This window comes from Affinundibacterium amnicola, assembly GCF_014284275.1.
Classification (GTDB): Bacteria; Pseudomonadota; Gammaproteobacteria; order Burkholderiales; family Burkholderiaceae_D; genus Undibacterium; species Undibacterium amnicola.
The window spans coordinates 1-20,286 of sequence record NZ_JACOFU010000008.1 but is presented as its reverse complement, the minus strand read 5'-3'; the positions used below and the strand labels follow the sequence as shown (position 1 = coordinate 20,286).

15 protein-coding genes are annotated in these 20,286 nt (G+C 45.7%); 8 read left to right on the top strand and 7 right to left on the bottom strand.

The window, feature by feature from the left end:
* Positions 1–141 precede the first annotated feature (141 nt).
* Both H8K33_RS16425 and H8K33_RS16420 read right to left on the bottom strand, forming a co-directional pair.
* Complete coding sequence (locus H8K33_RS16425) at positions 142–1,542, bottom strand: L-cystine transporter (RefSeq protein WP_186892150.1); 1,401 nt, start codon at positions 1,540–1,542, stop codon at positions 142–144.
* A gap of 106 nt (positions 1,543–1,648) precedes the next feature.
* Positions 1,649–2,626, bottom strand: a complete 978-nt coding sequence (locus tag H8K33_RS16420) for a D-2-hydroxyacid dehydrogenase family protein (RefSeq protein WP_186892149.1) — start codon at positions 2,624–2,626, stop codon at positions 1,649–1,651.
* A 353-nt stretch (positions 2,627–2,979) separates the two neighbouring features.
* On the opposite strand from H8K33_RS16420, the gene H8K33_RS16415 reads away from it, so the two are divergent.
* From H8K33_RS16415 to H8K33_RS16405, 3 genes are all read left to right on the top strand, one after another.
* Positions 2,980–4,827 (top strand): phosphoenolpyruvate carboxykinase (GTP), encoded by a 1,848-nt coding sequence (locus tag H8K33_RS16415; RefSeq protein WP_186892148.1) that lies wholly within the window; start codon positions 2,980–2,982, stop codon positions 4,825–4,827.
* A 126-nt stretch (positions 4,828–4,953) separates the two neighbouring features.
* Positions 4,954–5,937: a LysR family transcriptional regulator gene (locus H8K33_RS16410; protein WP_186892147.1), complete on the top strand. Its 984-nt coding sequence runs from the start codon at positions 4,954–4,956 to the stop codon at positions 5,935–5,937.
* 18 nt (positions 5,938–5,955) lie between these two features.
* Entirely contained in the window at positions 5,956–6,642 is a 687-nt protein-coding gene (locus H8K33_RS16405; RefSeq protein WP_186892146.1) for a riboflavin synthase subunit alpha, read from the top strand.
* A gap of 22 nt (positions 6,643–6,664) precedes the next feature.
* Here the strand turns inward: H8K33_RS16405 and H8K33_RS16400 are convergent, their stop codons facing one another.
* The 5 genes from H8K33_RS16400 to def form a co-directional block, all read right to left on the bottom strand.
* On the bottom strand, positions 6,665–7,285 hold the full coding sequence (locus tag H8K33_RS16400) for a helix-turn-helix transcriptional regulator (protein ID WP_186892145.1): 621 nt from the start codon (positions 7,283–7,285) through the stop codon (positions 6,665–6,667).
* Positions 7,282–8,502, bottom strand: a complete 1,221-nt coding sequence (locus tag H8K33_RS16395; RefSeq protein WP_186892144.1) for an MFS transporter — start codon at positions 8,500–8,502, stop codon at positions 7,282–7,284. Before H8K33_RS16395 ends, H8K33_RS16400 begins: the two co-directional genes overlap by 4 nt.
* Positions 8,503–8,607: 105 nt before the next feature.
* Entirely contained in the window at positions 8,608–9,627 is a 1,020-nt protein-coding gene (locus H8K33_RS16390) for a transporter (RefSeq protein WP_186892143.1), read from the bottom strand.
* Positions 9,628–9,741: 114 nt separating this feature from the next.
* Positions 9,742–10,707, bottom strand: a complete 966-nt coding sequence (gene fmt / locus H8K33_RS16385; RefSeq protein WP_186892142.1) for a methionyl-tRNA formyltransferase — start codon at positions 10,705–10,707, stop codon at positions 9,742–9,744.
* Entirely contained in the window at positions 10,704–11,228 is a 525-nt protein-coding gene (gene def, locus H8K33_RS16380; protein ID WP_186892141.1) for a peptide deformylase, read from the bottom strand. The genes fmt and def overlap by 4 nt, the downstream gene beginning before the upstream one ends.
* A gap of 194 nt (positions 11,229–11,422) precedes the next feature.
* On the opposite strand from def, the gene H8K33_RS16375 reads away from it, so the two are divergent.
* From H8K33_RS16375 to H8K33_RS16355, 5 genes are all read left to right on the top strand, one after another.
* Positions 11,423–12,520, top strand: a complete 1,098-nt coding sequence (locus H8K33_RS16375; RefSeq protein WP_186892140.1) for a LysM peptidoglycan-binding domain-containing protein — start codon at positions 11,423–11,425, stop codon at positions 12,518–12,520.
* A 25-nt stretch (positions 12,521–12,545) separates the two neighbouring features.
* Entirely contained in the window at positions 12,546–13,667 is a 1,122-nt protein-coding gene (gene dprA, locus H8K33_RS16370; protein WP_186892139.1) for a DNA-processing protein DprA, read from the top strand.
* Positions 13,668–13,758: 91 nt separating this feature from the next.
* On the top strand, positions 13,759–14,253 hold the full coding sequence (locus tag H8K33_RS16365) for a Smg family protein (RefSeq protein WP_186892138.1): 495 nt from the start codon (positions 13,759–13,761) through the stop codon (positions 14,251–14,253).
* Between the two features lie 183 nt (positions 14,254–14,436).
* Entirely contained in the window at positions 14,437–17,013 is a 2,577-nt protein-coding gene (locus H8K33_RS16360) for a DNA topoisomerase III (protein WP_186892137.1), read from the top strand.
* A 21-nt stretch (positions 17,014–17,034) separates the two neighbouring features.
* On the top strand, positions 17,035–19,659 hold the full coding sequence (locus H8K33_RS16355) for a DUF1631 family protein (RefSeq protein WP_186892136.1): 2,625 nt from the start codon (positions 17,035–17,037) through the stop codon (positions 19,657–19,659).
* Positions 19,660–20,286: the final 627 nt, after the last annotated feature.

Sequence of the window (20,286 nt, the reverse complement as noted above, 5' to 3'; positions counted from 1 at the left end):
TTGTTCAATAATGAAAAGAAAATCTAAATTCATGTAACGATGTTAGTTGTTCTGGTTCTTGTCGAAATTTAAAATCAATGCTGATGAGACGTGAGTATAGATTCAATGTCTCATCGCAAATTAAGCTGCGTTGTGCGAATCTCAAGTTTGGTTTACATCTAAAGTCATTTGATCATCATTAAATTTGGACATATCCGTTTCTCCTAGCACCCGGCTAGTCACAGTTCCAGCTGTAATTGATCCACTCACATTCAATGCAGTTCTACCCATATCAATCAGTGGCTCAATAGAAATCAATAAGCCAGCTAAAGCAACGGGTAAGTCTAGCGATGACAAAACAATTAGGGCCGCAAACGTCGCACCACCACCAACTCCTGCGATCCCAATTGAACTGATTGCGATAATTCCCACTAGGGATGCAATGAAGGACATTGACATAGGATCGATTCCTACTGAAGGTGCAATCATAAATGCCAGCATTGCTGGATAAATGCCGGCGCAACCATTTTGACCCATGGTGGAGCCGAAAGAGGCGGCAAAGTTGGCGATGCCTTCTGGTGTACCTAAGCGTTGATGTTGAATTTGTACGCTCATTGGAATTGCGCCAGCGCTAGTGCGTGAGGTGAATGCAAAAACCAGAACTGGGAAGATCTTTTGTAAATAGCGTTTAGGATTCAAACCACATGCAGCGACAATTGCCAGATGAATGCCGAACATAATAAATATGGCGCTGTATGAGGCTAAGACAAAATTGATCAAGTTTAAGATGTCGTTTTTGTTGGACTTCGCGACGACTTGCGTTATCAAGGCAAACACGCCATACGGCGTTAAGCGCAAAATAATCGTCACTAAACGCATCACAATTGTTTGTGCCACTTCGATGAAGTGGCTAAATGATTTAAATGCTTCTGCTTTCTTTTCTGCGATACCGGTGGCGGCGATCCCAATGAGAATTGCAAAAATCACGACTGCGATCGTCGATGTCTTACGAGCACCTGTCATATCCAAAAAAGGATTTTCAGGAATAAAGCTCAACAACATGCTTGGAAGGGTGATCGCTTTGGCACTCGCCAATGTGCCTTCAAGGTATTGTCCGCGTGCAAACTCAGCGGAGCTGTAATTTAGTCCTAAAGTCGTTAATCCATATGCTTTTGCCATTAAAAGGCCAATCAGCGCCGCGATGATCGTTGTGCCAATGAGTGTCCCTATCGTTAGGGTACTGATTTTTCCTAGTGCGCTGACATCTTTCAATTTTAAGATGGCACTGATAATTGATACCAAAATTAGGGGGATAACTACCATCTGCAGCAGTTTCACGTAGCCGCTACCAATAATGTCCAGATAGGCATTTGTGCTTTGAATGCTTGCAGAGCCAGCACCATAAATCAATTGGAATGAGGCCCCAAGTAAGCTGCCAATGATTAAGCCAACAAACACTCTTTTGGTAAAAGAGATGTGCTTGGTTTGCATCCAATATAGAAGGCCGCAGGCAGCCGCAGCAAGACCGATATTCAGAAACAGATGGAGAGTTTGGAGATTCATTGCTTTGCTTTTTTAGGTATAGGGAAAAGGGCATTCTAGCCGATATTTTTGTTGAAACGATATGTAGATTTTTTTCTTTGCTTATGGCTTTTTTTGCTAAGCAAGCTTAAATACGATGGTCAGTTGAACGAGTTGCATTCTGATAGAAATTCACAATACTGTTGAAGGCAGAGAAAAAATCTTGTTCATAGCTATCTAGTTCAACGTGACCGATATGTGGTGTGAGCAAGACATTTTCCTTGTGTCTTAAGCTATATTCCTGTGACAAGGGTTCTTGCTCGAAGACGTCAAGCGCCGCAAATCCTGGTCGCCCTTGCGCCAGTGCTGTTGTCAGCGCATCTGTTTCGATTAACTCAGCATGACTGGTATTGACCAGCAAAGCATCTGTTTTCATGTGAAGCAGATCTTCTAGTTGAACGATGTGGCGTGTGATTGAATCTAAACGCAGATGCAAGGAAATAATATCGGATGTCGCAAAAAAGTCTTGTTTGGATAAGCAGGTATGAAATCCATCAGCCTTTGCTTTGGCTCTGCTTTGCTCACTTCCCCAGATAACGACTTTCATGTTAAATGCCCGCGCATAGTTGGCGACGAGTTGGCCGATTCTGCCATAGCCCCAGATGCCCAGTTGTCGGTTTTTTAGGTTTCGGCCAAGTTGATTAAATCTCGGTGAAAGGGAAGCCGTTTGCCATACGCAATCTTGTAGTAAGTTGGTGTATTGGGGAATTTTTCTGGAAGATGTCATGATTAGAGCCCATGTCAACTCTGCTACAGCATGTGGATCACCTTCACCGCTTATGACCTTCACGCCAAATTCTTCAGCTGCTTCAAGGTCGATGTTGTCTGTTAAGTCACCTGTTTGATAGATGAGGCGCAGTTTCGGAAGCTTACTTAATAATGCACGGTTTATATTTGTTCTTTGTCTGATTAATACCAGTACCTCAAATTGGCTAAGCCGTATGCATAGCTGGCCGACACCAATGGCGCGGTTATTAAAGACTTTAACGTCATGTTCATTTAGCATGGAAAAGCACTGCAGGCCGCGAACGACATCTTGATAATCATCTAAGATTGCGATTTTCATTGTTGATATTTTGCCGATTAGGTAAGTATATTTTCAAAAATGATTGTATTTTGACATTGTTTGTGACGCAAAATCCAGCAGACCGTCGCAGGTCGGTGTAGAATACGCTGCACGTAGCTTTTTGAATCTTCCGTACCGTGCAATCTACCGGGCGAAAGCTTGGATCTCAGACCCTCACCTTTTATCTTGTCTGTCTTCCTGATTCCGACAAAAAATGCCGCTATCGTGCCAGTCGATTGAGAACTGAAGTATAACCAGAATAATACCAGTTACTTATTTTACTTGCCTCAATAGCCGTTCTTGCCGTGCCGCTACACCGATTTTTTTATTGAAATGGCATTGGAGTATTTATTATGAATCAACCTAGCATGCAAGGTGTCACGGCAATCAATGTGCCTGCACACGTCAAGCACCAAAAACTCATCAATTGGGTTACTGAAATGGTCGCTTTGACCAAGCCAGCAAACGTTTATTGGTGCGATGGTACGCAGGAAGAGTATGACCGTCTGTGCGGCCAAATGGTGGTGGCTGGCACCATGAAGAAATTGAATGAGGCGAAACGCCCAAATAGTTATCTTGCTTGTTCTGATCCGTCTGATGTGGCGCGGGTCGAAGACCGTACTTATATCTGCTCTGAAAAACAAGAAGATGCAGGTCCAACCAATAACTGGATGGCACCAGCAGAAATGCGTGCGACTTTAAATCCTTTGTTCGATGGATGCATGCAAGGTCGCACGATGTATGTAGTGCCGTTCTCGATGGGCCCACTGGGTTCGCCAATCGCCCACATCGGCGTGGAATTGTCTGATTCTCCTTATGTTGCTGTGAACATGCGTATCATGACGCGCATGGGTAAGGCGGTATTTGATGTGTTGGGTACGGATGGTGATTTCGTTCCTTGCGTACACACCGTTGGTGCACCGTTAGCAGCTGGTCAGCAAGACGTTGCTTGGCCATGCAATAGCACGAAATACATCGTGCATTATCCAGAAACGCGCGAGATTTGGTCGTTTGGTTCAGGCTACGGCGGCAATGCTTTGCTCGGTAAGAAATGTTTTGCTCTGCGCATCGCATCGACCATGGGACGTGATCAAGGTTGGTTAGCAGAACACATGTTGATTCTGGGTGTGGAATCGCCAGAAGGTAAGAAACATTATGTCGCTGCAGCTTTCCCATCGGCTTGCGGTAAAACCAATTTTGCGATGTTAATTCCAGCAATTAAAGGTTGGAAAGTCACCACGATTGGCGATGATATCGCTTGGATTAAACCAGGTGCAGATGGTCGTTTGTATGCGATCAATCCAGAAGCGGGTTATTTCGGCGTTGCTCCAGGCACCAATACCGCGACTAATTCTAACTGCATGTCCTCGTTGACTGCGAATACAATTTTCACCAACGTTGCATTGACCGATGATGGCGATGTTTGGTGGGAAGGCATGACCAAAGAAGCGCCAGCGCATGTTATTGATTGGCAAGGTAAAGATTGGTCGCCAGAAATCGCCAAAGAAACTGGTCGTAAAGCAGCGCATCCAAACGCACGCTTCACCGTTGCAGCTACGCAAAATCCGGTGCTTGATTCAGCTTGGGATGATCCAGCTGGCGTGCCAATTTCTGCTTTCATTTTCGGTGGTCGTCGCTCCACCACGGTGCCATTGGTAACAGAAGCGCGCAATTGGGTAGAAGGCGTTTACATGGCAGCGACTATGGGCTCTGAAACTACGGCAGCGGCAGTTGGTCAACAAGGTGTGGTGCGCCGCGATCCATTCGCGATGTTGCCGTTCATGGGTTACAACATGAGCGACTATTTCCAACATTGGTTGAATATGGGCGAGAAGATCGCTGCACTCGGTGCAAAGCAACCGAATATTTATTGCGTCAATTGGTTTCGTACCGATGCCAACGGCAAATTCGTGTGGCCGGGTTTTGGTGACAATATGCGTGTCTTAAAATGGATGTTGGAGCGCATTGACGGCGCTACAACTGGCACAGAAAACATCTTCGGTATTAGCCCGAAATATGAAGATTTGACTTGGGATGGTTTGAGCTTCACTTCTGAACAATTTGATTTGATCACGTCGATTGATAAAGATGCGTGGAAAGCGGAATTGGAATTGCATACAGAATTGTTCGATAAACTGAAGTACCGTTTGCCAGCTGCTTTGGAAGCGACTAAAGCGACATTGGCGAGTCGTTTAGCGTAATCGTTTTTCGTTTTAAGAAAAAGCGTGATTTGGTTTCGACTGAATCACGCTTTTTTTGTGCATTGCAAAATTTTGCCTAAATCTGGGATAATCTTTATCTCCATTGCATAAGCGGAAAGGCTGCTGATGAATTTTCTGACCTTAGATCTCAATCTATTGCGCGTATTTGATACCGTCATGGTCGAGCAAAATTTGACCCGCGCCGCTGACAAATTGGCGATGACCCAACCCGCAGTGTCAAATGCGATTAAGCGCTTACGTTACTCTTTAAACGACGAACTTCTGATTCGTACGGCTTATGGCGTAAAGCCAACACCGCGTGCCGAGATTTTGTGGCCTTCAATCCGCGAGGCTTTATCGACTTTAGAGGCGGCAATTGCTCCTAGTAGTTTTGATCCATCCAAAGCAGTCGCGACTTTCAGAATGGCGATGGCTGATTCTACTGCTGCCTTGTGGATGCCAACGTTGATCACAGCCTTTGAGCGCGAAGCACCGCATATGAATGCCCGTATGGTGCCACTCACCACGCGCGAACCGCGACCTTTGCTCACGCAAGGCGACATCGATATCGCAGTAGGATTTTTCCCCGGCGTGGTAGCGCAATTATCCGGTGGACAGGGCGCAGCACGTAGCCCGATCCGGCACGAGCGTTTGTATTCTGGTCATTATGTGTGTGTGATGAGTAAAAGCCATCCGCTTGCCGATCAAGAATTAACACTGGACGCATATTGCGCAGCAAATCATTGTCTCGTGAGTTTTTCTGGCCGTGCGCATGGCTTGATCGACGATGAGTTGCTGAAAATGGGGCGTGAGCGACGCATTTTATTGACAGTGAATCAGTTCTTTACTGGTGGTAAAGTCGTGGCGAATTCAGATTTGTTAACTGTCTTACCCTTCCACTTCATTGCGTCCACAGGGATGAGTGATGCTTTGGTATGGAAAGAATTACCGTTTGAAACACCTGATGTCCACGTTGATATGTTGTGGCATGAGCGCGATGCCCGTAATCCTGCACATAAATGGCTGCGCGATCATTTCGTGAACATGACGCACGAAATGTTTGCGCCACTTGCCGAGATGAAGAAATCTGGCAATCCCAATTTGAATTAATCAAGCGAATAACACACTATGTTTACAGGAATTGTACAAGGCGTTGCCACGATCAAAAAAATCCAAGATCAAACTGGATTGCGGACGATACAGCTTGCATTCCCTCCCGGCTTTGATCATCAATTGGAGATCGGTGCTAGCGTAGCGACCGATGGAGTGTGCTTGACTGTCACCAAACTCTTTGAGAATGCTGCTGAATTCGACATCATGCAGCAAACTTTGGCGATTACCACGCTCGGTGCTTATGCGGAAAATGCGGCCGTGAATGTGGAGCGTGCGGCCAAAGATGGTGCGGAAATTGGTGGGCATCCTTTATCGGGACATGTTGATTTTGTCGCCAAGCTCGCGCAAATTCGTCAGTTGGAAAATAACTATGTACTGCGCATCGCTGTACCTGAAGAATGGATGCGCTATATTTTTGCGAAGGGTTATATCGCCATCAATGGCGCTAGCTTGACGATTGCCGAAGTCAATCGCACAGAACATTGGTTTGAGGTCTGGTTAATTCCAGAAACCTTGCGCATGACGGTATTCGGGCAGAAAAAAGTCGGTGACGCATTGAATATTGAGATTGAAAGACAAACGCAAGTGGTGGTCGATACGGTACGCAGTATGTTGCAAGAAACTCTGGGGCCGCTGATGCCTGCCTTGGATGCCTTATTGGCGCAGCAAGGAAAATCAACGCAAGATTTGCTATCGAAATAAGTGTTTTGCCTGAAGTGCGTCTCTAAACCGACTTGACCCAATACGCACAACGGCGGGCGCCACTTTGTAGATGTTCTGTGCGTTCAACTACACAGGATTCGCCCAAACTTTTTTGGAAGATAGCGAGTTCTGATTTGCAAAATTGTTGACATTCTTTAGCCGCGGCGCAGATGGGACAGTGATTTTCTATGAGTAAGAATCCACCTTCTTCGTGTGGCAATAACTCTGCCATATAGCCTTCTTGGGTGCGAATTTCTGTTAAGACTTTGAGTTTGGCTTTCAGGGTTTTGAGTTTACTCGTCGCTTGTGTATAGCAATGTAATGTTTCTGATTCGCGGGCGCTGATGATTTGATGGATGCCTTGGTCCCCGAAAAGCTGACGTACTTGCTGCAACACTTGCACAGTCAATTCACCATGTCGATCAGGGAAGCGCGCATGCCCAGCCTCATTTAAGTGCCAACGTCTGCATGGACGCCCTTGTTTTTCCGCGCTATCTTCGAATGTCACCAAGCCTTTTTCTAACCAGCTTTCCAGATGTTTGCGCGCCCCCATAGAGCTGAGCTCTAACTGATCGGCAAGTTCCTGCGCAGTTTGTGGACCACGTGTTTTGAGTAAAAATAAAATACGTTCTGCGGTATTCATACAGCTTCCATTTTTCTGCTATCAAGTTCAGCTAATTCTCGTTGCCAATGTCCTATGCGCCATGCTGCCCAAGTACTCATCACTGCCCCTAACAAAAGGATTAAGCGCGTATCAATCAAAGTTAACACGGAGCCGATGATCGCCATGATGATGTTTGCCAAACAAAAAGTGGTCGAGATTAAACCCATAACGGCGCCTTGCCCATGATGTCCAAAACGCTCGGCACACCAGCTCGGTAAAAGCGCATTATAAAAAGCATTGGGAAAGCCAAACAGGATAATCGCTGCCAATCCTAGCCATGCGTTACCGAGTCCTACAATTGCGATCGCCGCTGCGGCGAAGTAAGCGTGAAAACGAACTCGCTCCAATGGCATTAATTGACTAGGACGACCTGCAACTAAAGACGACAAGGTCATCACGCCGCATAAAGCGGCCGTCATCCAAGCGATTCCTTTTGAGTGATAGCCTGCAAATTCCACCAACCATAATGGATAGAACTCATAAAATGCTGTGACGCCACAGGTGTAGGCCAACTGAATGATGAATAGTTGCCGCAAGCTTGGTGTGCGCAGTAAATGAAAGGCGTGTTTCTTGCGTGCGACTTGTAGCCAAGATGTGGTGAGGGTGGATGGTGTTTCGCGTGGCAAAGCGATGGCAATCAAGGTCGCCGCCAATAGTAAGGCAATCACGGCGATCCAAAATGGCACGGTGATCCCCCAGCCTAAAGTGAGCCCCGCCAATAATGGACCTGCTAGCCAGCCAGTGTAAATTGCGCCATTGAGCCAAGATAGGGCTTGCACACGTAGATCACCCTCAAGTCGGTCAGCCAACATAGCTCGCGCTACTGGCGCATTCCCTTCCAGCAGACCTGTAATAAAGCGCGCAACGATAAATAAAGGGTAGGACTGCTGTACCAAAGCCCAAGCGGTGATCGCATGACCAACCGCAGCGCCGACAGCACTTGCTAGCAAAATTGGGCGACGGCCAAAACGATCGGACAAGGGCCCTAGCAAAGTTGAACCTATCAGCAACCCGAGTGGGTTAATGCTGAGCGCAATACCGAACAATAATTTTGGTGGTAATCCTAAAAAATGATTTAAATCATTTGCGGCATCGGCGGCAAATAGCGGTGGCAAAATAGGATACGGTAGCGCTGCACCTACGGTAGAAAGGAGGGCGAGCAGGCAAGCAGCAGCGATTAATAATGGAGTTTTCATGCATAACATCAATCAAAATGAATAGCAGGAGAATAGTTGAATTTTCTTATTAAGTAAACTAAAAAGTTTATTTAATAAATTGATTTGGTATGTTTGATATGAACACTAATCTTTATTCTTAAAGTGCCGCGCTATCCAAGCGCCAACCACAGTGATCAGGCTGACCAAGGCGACGACAATCCAAAATCCGCTGTCATTTTGCGCCCACGGAATGCCGCCAACATTCATGCCCATTAAGCCAGCAGTGATATTGATCGGTAGTGCGAGCACGGTCACGATGGTTAAGACAAATAAAGAGCGATTATTTTGCTCGCCGACATGCGCGGCAATTTCTTCCTGCAGTAATTTAATGCGCTCTTGCAGTGATGCCATATCACTTAAAACGACAGAAAATTCCTCGGTCGATTGTCGCAATTCATGTACATCATTGTCAGCCATCCACGCTGGTGGTTTTTGCAGCAGACGAAACAGTGCCGCTGGCTCTGGCGCTAATAGGCGCTGCAGGCGCACCAGTAAGCGACGAAGTTCGCCAAGGTTCGCGCGTTTCCGGCTTAATCGTTCAGCCAACAGGTGGTCTTCGACTTCGTCAATTTTTGTAGTCGCATCCCTGACGATGCCTGTCAATACATCGGCTTGATCGCGCAGTAAGTGCGTGAGTAATTCCATCGGTGAATGGAAAATCTCTCCCGCGTTTACCGCATTACGTAAATGATCAACCGACTTGAGTGGCTTACGACGAGCGCTGATCATGACGTCGCGACTGACATTGAGCCACAATGTAGCAATTTCTGAAGGATCGAAGCTGAAGTCATGCAGCACATCATTGACGACGGCAATTAGGTGCTGATCGGCGTGTTCAATCCGAGTTGAGCGTGAACCCTGATGTAAGGTTTCATAGAACTCTTCGGGCGAATGACTGTGTTCGCGTAACCATTTTTCGGTAGAGGCATTTGCTAGATTGAAATGCAGCCAAAGAAAATGTGATGGCTCCAGTGCCCGCACCTGACTAAGAAAATCTAATACCTCTGTCGAATGCAAAGCCTTACCTGCATCCTGACCGGTAAATAGATATCCACAAATCAGTCCCGATTGATCGGAACCATACTGTAAGCGTTCTTTGTTCATAGCCTTGCCTGTACTCTGGTATTGGTGGCTATTGTAAGTGTTTTACATGATGTAAATGTGACAGTTCTTGCTCAGATCTGCGATCTGTCTTTGCAAGAGCTGTGAAGTTAACGCTTATGAATGAAATACTTGCCCAGCTTTCAGTGGAAAGCCTTGTAAGAAATCTTGTGCAGGTAGACGCTTACCACCGGGTTTTTGCAGTTCAAGTACCCGCAAGACTGATTTGCCATTGTCACAGGAAATCAAAATCCCTTGCTGACCAGAGGCTTCGATGATGCTGCCACTTGATAACTTACTGTCGCCATTGGCAACTTCAGCACGCCAGAATTTGATGGTCGTGCCATCGATGTTGGCATGTGCGGCCGGAAAGGGATTGAATGCGCGGATTTTTCTATCAATTACCTGCGCACTAATACTGAAGTCAATTGCGGCTTCTTCCTTGCTAATTTTGGCGGCATAACAGACTCCCTCGCCTGGCTGCGTTGTCGCTGTCAATGGCGCGATTGCTAATTGCTGCAAGGTTTCTACTACCATTTCACCGCCCAATGTGGCTAGCTGGTCATGTAAGGCGGCGGTCGTGTCATGTGCACCGATGCTGATTGCACGGCGCATCAACATTGGCCCGGTATCCAATCCTTCTTCCATTTGCATGATCGTGATACCTGTTTCTGTATCGCCAGCTTCAATCGCGCGATGGATAGGCGCAGCACCACGCCAACGTGGTAGCAAGGAACCATGAATATTGATACAGCCCAAGCGTGGAATGCTCAGACAAGATAACGGCAAAATCAGACCATAAGCGGCTACAACCATGATGTCATGCGGCGTATTGCGTAGCAGTTCATGTGCCTCTTGCGCGACTTCTGGATATTTGCCATCTAAGCGCAGAGAGACAGGCTGCGCTACTGGGATTTGATGTGTCAGAGCCAATTGTTTGACCGCTGACGCCTGCAATTGCATGCCGCGTCCTGCTGGTCGATCTGGTTGTGTCAACACCAAGGGCACTTCAAAGCCAGCATCAATGATGGCTTTGAGCGCGGTTGCGGCAAATTCAGGTGTGCCGGCAAAAATCACTTTCATCGACGACCAGCCTTTTTGTTCATATCACGTTCTTCTTTAAGCATCTTGGTCTTGATGCGGTTGCGCTTGAGTGGCGATAGATATTCAACGAAGACCTTGCCTTTTAAATGATCCATTTCATGTTGAATGCAAACGGCTAGCAAGCCGTCCGCGTGTAATTCAAAAGAATTGCCTTCAAGATCAAGCGCGCGTACTTTAACCTCAGCAGGGCGCTCAACGCCATCGTAGATGCCGGGCACTGACAAGCAACCTTCGTCATACACTTTGCGTTCTTCACTCTCCCAAATAATTTCAGGATTGATGAAAACCTGCAGTTGGGAGCTATCTTCCGAGGTGTCAATGACGACGAGTTGTTCATGTACATCAACTTGCGAAGCAGCCAAACCAACGCCGGGAGCGTCGTACATGGTTTCCGCCATATCGGCAGCGAGTTGCTTCAAGCGTGCATCAAAAACTGTGACAGGCTTAGCAATTTTGTGTAAGCGGGGATCAGGATAACGGAGAATATTTAGTATCGACATAAGACAATTCACAACAAGCCAGAGACGCTAGAATGCGGTTTCTCTTGCTAGTTCAAGGATTTATGGGCAGAATTTGATTCAATTTGGTAAGTTTGGCAAGAGCTGATCTGTCGTTGAAATGAAATCAGTTCTATCTCAGCGATCGTTTGTGAGCCGCCATTCCCTAGAATCAGTTATCTGCATCGGAAAATTTCATGAAAAAGTTTAGCACAATCGCCCTCGCTTTTGCCTTTCCTGTCGCGGTTTGTCTACCTGTATTTGCGCAAGAGACAGGAAGTACTCAGCCACCAGCATTGAGTAGTAAATGTACATTTTTGCCAGATGCACCTGACAAGCATGTCGTCGTTAAAGGTGACACCCTATGGGGAATCTCTGGCCGATTCTTGCGCAATCCATGGTGCTGGCCTGAAGTTTGGGGTATGAACAAAGATGAAATTCGCAATCCACATTGGATTTATCCTAAGCAGATTGTTTATTTCGATCGAGTCAATGGACGTTTGCGCTTAGCTAATCCTTTGGGCGACGGTGCGACTGGAGTTACCAAGTTAAGCCCACAGATTCGGAATGTCTCGAGTAGCGGTATGGACGCGATCTCAGCAATTCCGAATAATTTGATTGAACCTTATTTATCCCAACCTTTAATCATCGAGAAAGATGAATTCGCCAATGCTCCGCGAATTGTTGCTGCGCCAGAAGGGCGTGTCTACATGGGCAAAGGCGACAAAATTTATGTCAAGGGTGATCTTAAAAGCGGCACATCATTTCAAGTATTCCGACCCGGGATTGCGCTGAAAGACCCGGATACTAAGGCGATTATTGGTTATGAAGCCGTTTATATTGGCGCTGTAAAATTAGAGCGTACGGCAAAAACCGCAGATGGTGTTGATTCGTTTTCTGTTGTCAGTTCTAAAGAAGAAATGGGTATTGGTGACCGTTTAGTGCCAATTCCACCGACACCGATTATTAATTATGTGCCGCATGCCCCTGAAAAAGACATTACTGCACGCGTTGTTGCTGTCTACGGTGGTGTGAGTTTTGCAGGACAGAACAATATTATTAGTATTAATCGTGGTTCCAGTTCAGGTATAGATATTGGTACGGTGCTAGAGCTGGGTCGCTACGGCAAGATTATCCCTGATCGTACTAATGATAAAAAACCAATTCGCTTGCCAGATGAAATCTACGGACAGCTTTTTATTTTCCGCGTGTTTAACAATATCTCTTATGGCTTGGTGATGCAGGTAACGGATGTGGTCAGTGTTGGCGACGTCGTTCGGACACCTGCAAAATAAGAAATTTTTCTAGCGTGGATTGAGATTGAATTTAAACAAACACGAGCAGGAACAAGATTTGTATGATTGGCTGCGCTTGTCTCTTACCAAGGGCATTGGGAACGAGACGGCGCGCAAATTATTGAGCGTGTTTGGATTGCCATCGCAAATTTTCTCGACCGAATTCGAACTTTTGACCGAGTATATTTCTGCGAAATCAGCACGTGCTTTGCTGCAGGACCCTGATGATGCCATGCGTTCTCAGATCAATCTGACCCAAGATTGGCTGGAACTGCCCGGAAATTTTCTGCTGAGTTTGGCAGATGCGCGTTTTCCCCCTAGTTTATTAAGCATTCCTGATCCACCTTTGTTACTGTACGTAAAAGGGCGCTTGGATCTGCTTGATGCCCCAACAATTGCTGTCGTTGGAAGTCGTAATGCAACCGCGCAAGGGGTCTTAAACGCCGAAAAATTCTCTGAGAATTTAAGTCATGCCGGACTATGTATTAGTTCTGGACTGGCAGCGGGGATTGATGCAGCTGCGCATGCTGGCGCATTGCGTGGCAAGGGATCGACTATCGCGGTGATTGGTACTGGCGCGGATATTGTTTATCCTGCACGCAATCGACAGTTGGCGCATCAGATCGTTGAAAATGGGTGTTTGTTGAGTGAGTATCCGTTGGGAATGCCTGCTATTGCGGGGAATTTCCCAAGGCGAAATCGTATTATTTCAGGTTTGGCGCAGGGCGTTCTGGTGATTGAAGCCGCTGCACAATCAGGTTCGCTAATTACCGCGAGAATGGCAGCTGAGCAAGGGCGCGATGTGTTTGCAATACCTGGATCAATTCACTCACCCTTAGCGAAAGGATGTCATCAGTTAATTAAGCAAGGCGCAAAGCTGGTTGAATCTGCCCAGGATATTTTAGATGAAGTTCGTTTCGCGGCTTCGGCCTGTCAATCGACATTCTTGGTTGAAACCCCAAGCTTGAAAGAGCCAGCGAACAAGCTGCTTTCGATTATCGGGTATGATCCGGTGCATATTGATGCACTGCTATCGCGGTGCGGAGAGAATGTGACGGATTTGTCCGCACAATTATTAGAGCTTGAATTGCAGGGATATATAGAAACCTTACCAAGCGGCTTGATTCAGCGCTTAAGTGCGACCTAAAGTCGACGTTAGCGATGAACTCATCTCATCGCTAAGGGTTTATTGGTATTTGTTTATGAGTATTCCTTGATTATTATTATGATTGACGTGTATGTTTGATATTTTAGTTTATCTTTACGAAACTTATTACAGGCCGGATACCTGTCCCGATTCGATTGCTTTAGCGAAAAAATTGTCTTCGGTTGGATTCGATGATGAAGAAATTATCGCTGCCCTTGATTGGTTAAGAGGTCTGGCTGATACCACGAACCATTTGGCAGAGATCGAAATTGGCGAGCAATTAAGTTCCTCGGATTTATCCGATAGCGCGGGCTTTAGAGTTTTCACTGAAGAAGAAAATGCCATGCTGGGTAGTGAGGCTCTTGGTTACTTATATTATTTGCAAAACACTAAAATGTTAGATGCGCAGCAACGTGAGATTGTTATTGAGCGTGCAATGGCAGTTCATGACCAAAGCTTGTCTTTGTCAAAGTTTAAAATAATTGTTTTAATGATACTTTGGAGCCAAGGGCGTGAGTCGGAAATGCTCATGTTTGATGAGTTCTTATTAAGTGATGATGAGCAGAGACACCCGCTTTTGCATTGATTTTTAACATAATTTATTCTTTATTTGTGGCAAATATAGTGTCTCTATTGCCGTAGCTGATTCATTCCGTTTATTATTCCCCGCTGATATATAGCATTTCCCTTGTTTTATATGGCAAGGATGGCGCCAGTATCGTTTCTAAGTTGCAATCAACCGCACAAATTATAAAAAATTAAACCCACTATGACTAAAACCCTCATCATCGCCGAGAAGCCCTCGGTTGCGAATGACATCGCAAAGACCTTGGGTGGGTTCACCAAACACGACGATTATTTTGAATCTGATGACTATGTCTTGTCCTCGGCGGTCGGTCATTTATTGGAAATCGCAGTTCCCGAAGAATACGATGTAAAACGTGGTAAATGGACATTTGCACATTTGCCGATGATCCCACCGCATTTCGCCTTGAATCCTATTGCCAAGACTGAGTCGCGTCTTAAAGTGTTGAATAAACTCATTAAGCGTAAAGATGTTTCTGCTCTGATTAACGCATGTGACGCGGGCCGCGAAGGTGAGTTGATTTTTCGTCTAATTGCCCAGCATGCGAAAGCAAAGCAACCAGTTAAACGCTTATGGCTGCAATCGATGACTGCGGATGCGATTCGTAGTGGGTTTAAAAAATTACGTAGCGATGAAGAAATGTTGCCGCTTGCCGATGCCGCGCGTTGCCGTTCCGAGGCTGATTGGCTGATCGGTATCAATGGCACACGCGCTATGACCGCGTTTAACTCGAAAGAAGGAGGCTTTTATTTGACCACGGTCGGTCGGGTGCAAACGCCTACATTGTCGATTGTTGTTGAGCGCGAAGAGAAAATTAAGAACTTCATTTCTCGTGATTTTTGGGAAGTGCGCGCCGAATTTGTGTGTGCCGCTGGAATTTATGAGGGACGTTGGTTAGATCATCAGTTTAAGAAAGATGAGACCGACCCCGAGCGAAAAGCCGAAAGATTGTGGAGTAAAGCAGCAGCGGAATCTATCGTAGCAGCTTGCCGCAACAAGCAAGGCAATGTAACCGAAGAGTCCAAACCAGCAACGCAAATTGCGCCTGCATTGTTCGACTTAACTAGTTTGCAGAGGGAAGCCAACTCTAAGTTTGGTTTTTCAGCCAAAAATACCCTAGGTCTGGCGCAAGCATTATATGAAAAGCATAAGGTATTAACTTATCCTCGTACTGATTCACGTCATTTACCTGAGGATTATTTGCCTACGGTGAAAGAAACTGTTAGCAAGATTAGTGAGATCAATAACTTCCAGCAATTTGCTGCGAAGATTTTGAATAACAACTGGATTAAGCCAAATAAGCGCATCTTCGATAACACTAAAATTAGTGATCACTTTGCGATTATCCCAACAGGGCACTTACCAAAAAACTTGTCAGAGCCTGAACAAAAGCTTTATGACTTGGTGACGCGTCGTTTCATGGCGGTGTTTTTCCCTGCTGCTGAATATCAGGTAACAACCCGCATGACCGAAGTTTCAGGACATCAGTTTAAGACCGAAGGTAAGGTCATGACTAATCCTGGCTGGTTGGCAATTTATGGAAAAGAAGCCCAGGACGAAACCGATCCAGAAAATAAAGGGAATCTGGTAGCAGTTGCCAAAGGCGAAAAAGTCAAAACCGAAAAAGTCTTCTCTAATGGGCTGGTGACGAAACCACCTGCTCGTTATTCAGAAGCGACCTTGTTATCAGCGATGGAAGGTGCAGGAAAACTCATTGATGATGAGGAATTGCGTGAAGCGATGTCTGGCAAAGGTTTGGGCACTCCAGCAACGCGCGCGGCCATTATTGAAGGTCTTCTCTATGAGAAATATTTACTGCGCGAAGGTCGTGAGCTAATTCCAACCGCCAAAGCGTTTCAATTGATGACCTTGTTACGCGGTTTAGGTGTCGATGAATTGACATCACCAGAGTTAACCGGAGAGTGGGAAAATAAATTAGCGCAGATGGAGCGTGGCAAAATTACGCGTGAAGAGTTTATGCGTGAAATTGCACAAATGACTCAGATCATCGTCAAGCGTGCAAAAGAATTTAATAACGACACGATTCCGGGCGACTACGCGACATTGCACACACCTTGTCCGAATTGTGGCGGTGTTGTGAAAGAAAACTATCGTCGTTTCGCTTGTACAAAATGTGAATTCTCCATGAGTAAAACGCCGGGTAGTCGGCAGTTTGAAATCGCAGAAGTTGAAGAGCTGTTGCAGAAGCGTGAGATCGGACCTCTACAGGGCTTCCGGTCCAAAATGGGACGCCCGTTTGCTGCGATTCTGAAAATTGTACGTGATGAAGAGATCAAGAATTTGAAGTTGGAGTTTGATTTCGGACAGAATCAAGACGAAGGTGATGAAGGGGAAGATCATGATTTTTCTCAGGCTGAGGTGCTCGGAGCATGTCCAAAATGTGGCAGCAATGTGTACGAATTAGGCCTCGCCTATGTGTGTGAAAAAACGGTAGCGAAACCAAAAGCCTGTGATTTTAGAAGTGGACGCATCATTTTGCAGCAAGAAATTGTGCCAGAACAAATGCGTAAACTACTGGTCGAAGGTAAAACTGACTTGTTGCCAGGATTTGTTTCTCAACGGACTCGTCGCCCGTTCAAAGCATTCTTGGTTCGCGGCAAAGATGGTAAAACCAGCTTTGAGTTTGAAGAGCGTAAAGCAAAAGCGCCAGCCAAATCTGCAGCAAAAGCAAAGGTTGCCAGTGCTGATACTGAGGCACCAGTCAAAAAAGCAGTTGTCAGGAAGAAGAAGGCGGTTTAGTTTTGCGCCAGAAAATTTCTCATGTTGGGAGGCTGCGTGATTAAGGGAAGTATGGATCCGAATGTGCTATTGACGAATGCTCGCGCTGAATTTATGCGCAGCTTCACCGAGGCAATGCAACGCACCTTGCCTCGGTGCATTGAAGACTGCTTCGTTAAAGCAGATGACACTTATTCCTCTTTGGAACAGGGGCGACTGCTGGACGCGCGCACTGTTTTGGTTGAGCAAGGTTCGCATGTTATTGAGCAGCTTACAAATGGGATGGAGCATTTGTTGGCGCGTAGTTTCCAAACTACCTATAGCACTTATCGCCCAAGTGCTAATTTCAATACTGATAATCTGACGTTGATTGATCCAACCGCTTTTGAAGGCGGTTTGCGCATGGAAGAAATCACTAGTCGATTTCGCAGTGAGGCCGCCGATCAGCTCCGTGATCTGAATATTCGGATTGCACTGATTTTCGAGCAAGAAATTACAAATGAACGGGAAAATCCGTTCCGTCCTTATTTATTCTCACGGTGCATTTCCAACACAATCGAACGACTCGATATTAATCCAGCTTTGTTCGATATTTTGATCGACCGTATCTCAGAAAATTTTTTGGGATTCGTGCCAACTATTTATGCCTCGGTGAATAATTATCTGGCGCAGAACGGTATTGCCGCCCAGCTACAGCTAAAAATTCGTAAATCTCCCGTCATGCAAAATAGTGCAAGTGCGACAGACCATGACGATGAGGAGACAATTAACCCGGCTGATGAATTGTCTAGTACAAATCCAGTAACAAATGCGATGGATGGTGGCGGGGTCGCCAGACCCAAGCCTCGGCGTGGTTCGCAAATTGAACAGTTTTTTAGTTCAGCGATGCATCGTGCGAGCAATTTAATGACGAGTACGAGAAACACATCATCGTCAATGGCGGATAGCAATGCTGAGCCAAGTTCGACGCAGCAATGGCAAACTGATGATAGTCAAGAACCAGCTTCAAACGGTCCATTTTCTTGGTTAAAAAGTGGAGAGGCAGTTAGTGATGCAATTCGTGGCTTTTTTGGTGGGGGACAAACTTCTGGAAATCAGGAGAATACCTTTCAAGCCAGTGATGCAAACAGCGTAGCGGGACAATCACAAGCGCAATCAGGTATTAGTGGAGATACTGATCATTTTTCCTCGTCGATTGGCGCATCCCCTTCAGTTGGCAATGCGGCCAATATTTCTCCAGGACGTGGGCATTTATCAAACTCAATCCCGAGCTTTCAGAAAACATACACACCATCTGGTGAGCAAATGTTCGATGGACGGGGTGGCTTGCGCAATCTGATTCTGGAGCAGAGAAGTGCATTAAATCAGTTGGCCTCAAATATCGACGAGAAGATGACGATCGATATTGTTGCAATGTTGTTCGAATTCATCTTGCGCGATACTCAAGTCCCTGCTGAAATTCGTGCGCAACTGGGGCGTTTGCAGTTTTTAGTTCTCAAGCTAGCGCTGAAAGACAATACGCTGTTAACTCAGAAGGGACATCCTGCACGATTATTGGTTAATCGTATTGGATCTATTTCTCTGGGATTAAAACAACTTGATCCTAGCGGTGTTGAGATCACCAAAGAGATTTGTCGTATCGTTGAAATTATTTTGCAAGACGAGAGCGAAAATCCAGATATTTTCTCGCAGATGCTCGACGAGTTCGATGCATTTATTGCGCAAGAGCTACGTGCAAGTGATGCAAAAACCGAAAGCGCGATCGAAGGCGCTGAGCAAATTCGCAACCGTACTTTGCGTTTCGCACATACTTCAGCCCAATTGCATGAAGCTTTGTTGGGATTGACGATCGATCCTTACTTGCAAAATTTCTTTGAAACTGTATGGGTCTACGCACTTGAATTGGCCGATAGAGAAGATCCTAAGCTTGCGCATCGACTGCGACTACTTGTGCCAGATCTGCTATGGAGTATTATTCCTAAGTCGAATGAAGAGGAGCGTACTCAATTATTGGCATTGTTGCCAATTATCCTTAGAACGCTCAAAGAAGGCATGACGAGTATTCAGTGCAATCCAACATTGCAAGAAGGATTGATGAATTGGCTGGTGGATGCGCATACCAAATCGATGCGCTTGAATCATTCTGGCACGATACAAAAGCAGCCATCTTTGTCGGCTATACATCAACACTTTAATAGTTTCTTTGCTGATCCAGACCTGCAGAATTTTGCTGTCCTTGAAAAGCCTGATAGGTCGGATGTCAATCAATTCCTTGATAAAGCGATTAAAGAATTGGATCAGAAAGTCCAGTTATTGGATCAAGTGTATGTACAAGAGTTGCCGAAAGAAAGTACTGAAGACATTTCGCCTGTGAAGGACGGCGGAGTTGATCTCGTAATGGAACAATTAAAAACCGGTGTCTCAGTAGAAATTAATTTGGGTGGTGAACCTAGTCAAGGCAAGCTCAATTGGATCGATCCGGCTCTAACGAATGTCATTTTGACTTTGGACGGACAAGAGCAGCCATCTATGTTGAGTGTGCGGATGTTCCGCCGAATGATCGCTCATGGTCGAGTAAAATTTTTAGAGACTGAACCTTTGTTTGAAAGAGCAGTTCAATCTTTATTAAAATCTGCTGACGTCGTGGACGCACCTAAATCAGCCTAGAAGTGACTCTGTTCCCGTTATGAAATTTTAGACAGCTAGTTATTAAGCTTAACTTGGCTGAACTAAGGATGATGCAAATAAGAAAGGCATCTGGCAAATAGACTTGCTAGATGCCTTTTGCTTTGCTATAGTTCGCCTCCCGCAGAAATGCGGTGCTGAAACAAAGAGAAGTGCAAGCGGTAATGCGTTGATTTTCCTGGTGTTTAAATCGAGAGAGTAAGAAGCGATTTAAATGAAATATAAAACAGGGGGTTGACGGAAATAAAGAAGTGCTGCATAATCTCATTTCTCTGCTGCTGACGAACACAACGCTTCGTAGCAAAAACAAAATCCTCTGGGTGAGTTTGAGTAGAAAAGAATAAGATCTTTAACAATTAACAGTCAATAAATGTGGGCACTTGATAATGAAGCGACTAGCTACTTCGGTAGTTAGGAAGCTTAAAAAATATCAAATGTTCACAAGAAGTAAAGATAAGACGCGATAGTGAGTAATCATTATTGCAACTGTCAGTATTTTGAGTGAGCGACTCGTTCGAAAGAACGAATTCCAGAAATGGAAACAAGTAACAGAGATTAAACTGAAGAGTTTGATCCTGGCTCAGATTGAACGCTGGCGGCATGCCTTAC

Bases quoted from the DNA above. Each gene is read 5' to 3' on its own strand.
- H8K33_RS16425 (WP_186892150.1), bottom strand. From the start codon at position 1,542: ATGAATCTCCAAACTCTCCATCTGTTTCTGAATATCGGTCTTGCTGCG.
- H8K33_RS16420 (WP_186892149.1), bottom strand. From the start codon at position 2,626: ATGAAAATCGCAATCTTAGATGATTATCAAGATGTCGTTCGCGGCCTG.
- H8K33_RS16415 (WP_186892148.1), top strand. From the start codon at position 2,980: ATGAATCAACCTAGCATGCAAGGTGTCACGGCAATCAATGTGCCTGCA.
- H8K33_RS16410 (WP_186892147.1), top strand. From the start codon at position 4,954: ATGAATTTTCTGACCTTAGATCTCAATCTATTGCGCGTATTTGATACC.
- H8K33_RS16405 (WP_186892146.1), top strand. From the start codon at position 5,956: ATGTTTACAGGAATTGTACAAGGCGTTGCCACGATCAAAAAAATCCAA.
- H8K33_RS16400 (WP_186892145.1), bottom strand. From the start codon at position 7,285: ATGAATACCGCAGAACGTATTTTATTTTTACTCAAAACACGTGGTCCA.
- H8K33_RS16395 (WP_186892144.1), bottom strand. From the start codon at position 8,502: ATGAAAACTCCATTATTAATCGCTGCTGCTTGCCTGCTCGCCCTCCTT.
- H8K33_RS16390 (WP_186892143.1), bottom strand. From the start codon at position 9,627: ATGAACAAAGAACGCTTACAGTATGGTTCCGATCAATCGGGACTGATT.
- fmt (WP_186892142.1), bottom strand. From the start codon at position 10,707: ATGAAAGTGATTTTTGCCGGCACACCTGAATTTGCCGCAACCGCGCTC.
- def (WP_186892141.1), bottom strand. From the start codon at position 11,228: ATGTCGATACTAAATATTCTCCGTTATCCTGATCCCCGCTTACACAAA.
- H8K33_RS16375 (WP_186892140.1), top strand. From the start codon at position 11,423: ATGAAAAAGTTTAGCACAATCGCCCTCGCTTTTGCCTTTCCTGTCGCG.
- H8K33_RS16365 (WP_186892138.1), top strand. From the start codon at position 13,759: ATGTTTGATATTTTAGTTTATCTTTACGAAACTTATTACAGGCCGGAT.
- H8K33_RS16360 (WP_186892137.1), top strand. From the start codon at position 14,437: ATGACTAAAACCCTCATCATCGCCGAGAAGCCCTCGGTTGCGAATGAC.
- H8K33_RS16355 (WP_186892136.1), top strand. From the start codon at position 17,035: ATGTTGGGAGGCTGCGTGATTAAGGGAAGTATGGATCCGAATGTGCTA.